General features: G+C 50.2%; 4 protein-coding genes. All 4 read right to left on the minus strand.

Going from position 1 to position 3205, the window contains the following annotated elements:
- A partial coding sequence (locus AC1DUA_RS31010) for a TIGR00266 family protein (RefSeq protein WP_477503407.1) occupies positions 1–450 on the minus strand: 450 nt, incomplete at its 3' end.
- Between the two features lie 43 nt (positions 451–493).
- Positions 494–1693 carry an MFS transporter gene (locus AC1DUA_RS31015; protein WP_477503408.1) on the minus strand — a complete coding sequence of 400 codons (1200 nt, stop codon included), beginning with the start codon at positions 1691–1693 and terminating at the stop codon, positions 494–496.
- 134 nt (positions 1694–1827) lie between these two features.
- Positions 1828–2070, minus strand: a complete 243-nt coding sequence (locus AC1DUA_RS31020; protein WP_477503409.1) for a hypothetical protein — start codon at positions 2068–2070, stop codon at positions 1828–1830.
- An 84-nt stretch (positions 2071–2154) separates the two neighbouring features.
- Positions 2155–3060: an ArsR/SmtB family transcription factor gene (locus AC1DUA_RS31025; RefSeq protein WP_477503410.1), complete on the minus strand. Its 906-nt coding sequence runs from the start codon at positions 3058–3060 to the stop codon at positions 2155–2157.
- Between the last annotated feature and the right edge of the window lie 145 nt (positions 3061–3205).

The raw sequence follows: 3205 nt of genomic DNA on the forward strand, positions 1-3205 counted from the left end.
GGCATGAATAGCCCCGTAAGAGGAGAGGAAAACCGTGCCTCTACCGCTAATTTCAACGATGAAGAACCCTTCGCCGGACATGAAGCCGCTCATCAGGTTTTGCATTTTCGTATTCACTTGAATGCCAGATGTTCCGGCCAGAAAGCCGTCCTTTTGCACATACAGCTTGTACGATCCGTCAAGCTCGACAGCTTCAATGTCGCCAATCACCGCTGGTGCCAATAGCACTTCGCCGCCGCCGCGCGTTGGGGTTAATTCCTGGAAGAAGAATTTCTCTCCGCTTAGCATACGACCAAGACCTTTCATAATACCACCATCTACCGTTCCTTTGAGCTCAATGTTAGGCGACATCGAGACCATAGCTCCAGATTCTGCCTTAATGTTTTCTCCAGCTTCAAGCTCCACGCGCAGCATTGGAAATGCGCCTTTATATAAAATCTCGTGTTTCATAAATCATCCTCCATGAATAAGTTCAATTTGAATAAGAAAAAGGTTAAACCGAATTTGACTGCCGGAAGGTCTCCAGACTGCGATTCAAGTAAACGAATAAAGCACAGAGCAGTAGGATAGCCATGGTGATATAAAATACCGACTTAAACCCATACGCTGCTGCAAAATGACTGCCAAGCAAGGGGCCAATCAGATTGCCGAGAAAGAGCGAAGAAGTGTTAAATCCGTAGGCCGTTCCCTGAATTTGAGTGGGGGCTAGCTTCAGTACCAGTACGTTCAAGGAAGGAATCATGCCTCCAATGAACAGCCCCAGCAGGAATCTTCCGACGAGCAGCATCGTAATGCTCGTGGCGAAGGCCTGCGGAATGAAGGCGAGCGCCGCCATCGACAAGGCGATGACCAATGTTTTGCGTTGGCCGATACGGTCGCCAAGTCTCCCTAAGGATGGCGCGCCGAACAAGTTGGCGATACCTGTAATCGCCACGATTAAACCGGCAAACAGCTCCAAATGATTGCCGAAGTAAATCGTCTTCGCATAGACCGTCACGATCGGCTCGATGCTCATCATGCCAATTTGCGTAATGAGTGAAGCGGCAAAGACCGGCAGCAGTGGCCGAAAAAGGCGCCATTCCGTGCGCTKACGTACTTTTTTCTGAGCAGGGACCTTACGCTCCTCGTGAATGAAAATCATGACAATGAGACTGGCGCAGAGCATGAGAGCGCCGGTAACAAAGAATATGTGACTATATCCGATCATACCAGCAAGCAACCCTCCGATCAAAGGACCGATAAGCGATCCGGCGATTGATCCTGTTTGCAGCGTGCCGAGCGATTTCCCTGAGTGCTCTGGGGGTGTCACTGATGCTTGCAGCGAAACGGCCATGGAAATGAAGCCGGAGAAGAAACCGTTGAGCAGCCGAAGCGCAAGCAGCTGCCAAGGCTCCGTGACAATCCCCATTAAGGCGGTCACAATAGCCATGCCGAAGCCAGCTCTAAGCAGCATGATTTTGCGGCCGCGGCGATCCGCGATGGCTCCCCAGAGAGGCTGCGTAAGAAACGAGGTGATAAACTGGGCGGCAACGATCCAGCCTGTCCAGCGCACGACATCGCCTACCTCGTGAACCCCAAGTTGTCCAATGTAAAGGGGCAGAAACGGAAGAATAAGGTTCATTCCGCACATGATGGAAAAGTTAGCCCCCCATAATATCCATAGTGACTTTTTCCAATGTAAAGGTGCAGGCATCAGAGAGGCTCCTTTTCTTTTTTTTCCAGTATAGCATACTTCACTTCGATGCCATTTATAGGGGGACGGGAAAATAAAAAAGCCATCCCTAAGCGGACGGGCCGCCTACTAAGGGATAGCTGCAAACAGTAATTCTATGTATTTAAACTGGACATAACCGTCCCGAATAGAATAACTACGAAAATGAGATAGAGCACAAGACCGATAGCCGCCCAAATTAAGCTTGCTTTGGCATAGTTCGACTTCGACGGGTTTTCGTTTTTGCTGAAAGCCCACACGAATAATAAGACGATATTCACAATAGGTATGGCCATCAGCAGAATGGTAATCATCCAATCCTTGACAGTTAGTACTGGCGCATGTTGTTGCTCTGGCATTGAAAGATCAACTCCCTCGCAGTCATTTACCTTACTGTATTGCCAGAGAGCTGCATATATGCCATGAGGTTTGCTTAATTAATCCTACCTTCGGTAGGTGCGAAAAATAATATCCCGGTTGTAGTTGCCGAAGCCTTCACCGTACAGCGTAAGCCCCCCGACATGCGCCGCATCCTCCGGCACTTCAATCCTTAGTAGCCACTCGTTGCGCGACATGCGGATGTCCTTGATCGTGACGCCCGAGAGCCGCTGCCCGTCAAGGAAAGTGCCCTGTTCGGTGATCCGAATCACCTTCAACCAACCATATTGGTTGATGGAGTCCGGCCACCAACTAGGCGTGTAATGCCCGCGGCCCTGCCCCGAATCGCCGGGGCTTGTCCAATAGCCGAGCAGGGTGTCGTTGACATAGAAATGTATGTCCGAAGGCCAATTCTCGGCGATGCCTGGCGCTTCCGAGCCGAGCTCAAGCGAAATCTCAATCTCCTCCAGCGTCTGTCCGGGGAGCAAATAATTCGGGATGCGGTACTCCACGAAGCCGCTCCCGAACCAGAGAATCTTCGCATGCATCCGCTCGGGTTCAAAGAAGTAGCGCGGATCGTCGTACTGGCCGATCGTATGATCGGCCGTTGCGAGGCCGCACGTGGGCTGCACTTCAAAGCGCGTGTAATGTCCGATGGGAATGGACACCTCATCGAACACGCGTTTAGGCTCACTGAGCTGCGGCAACTGAATCTCGACGCGCGAAACCGCGAGCGTGCACATTTTATGCGTGCCGCCTTGTTTGCGTACTAACGCCGTGTGAATCAGGCCGCCGACCTCGAGCTTCCTCACATGCATGGTCACGATGGCGCTGCTTAAGCCAAGCGTCTGAGCCAATTCCTTCACGTTCATCTCTTGTTCAGCAAGCAAATCCATAATCTGTAGCCGCACATCGCTGGCTAAAGCTTCGTAAAGCGGCAGCCATTTGCGGTCTGTTGACGCTTGTATCATGATTCCAATCTCCTCAATTCCTATCTATTCTTATCTATTCATAACTTTGCCTGATTCATATAAATATAAATCCAAAACTTTCGTAAAGAAAGGCTTGAAATCAAGCATTGATTGTTGTTTAATAGAATCAACATCATAATATTTG

The organism is Paenibacillus sp. 01T422, from assembly GCF_056398785.1.

What these genes read in the sequence shown, in the direction of transcription:
- AC1DUA_RS31020 (WP_477503409.1), bottom strand. Translation starts at nt 2,070, where the DNA reads ATGCCAGAGCAACAACATGCGCCAGTACTAACTGTCAAGGATTGGATG.
- AC1DUA_RS31025 (WP_477503410.1), bottom strand. Translation starts at nt 3,060, where the DNA reads ATGATACAAGCGTCAACAGACCGCAAATGGCTGCCGCTTTACGAAGCT.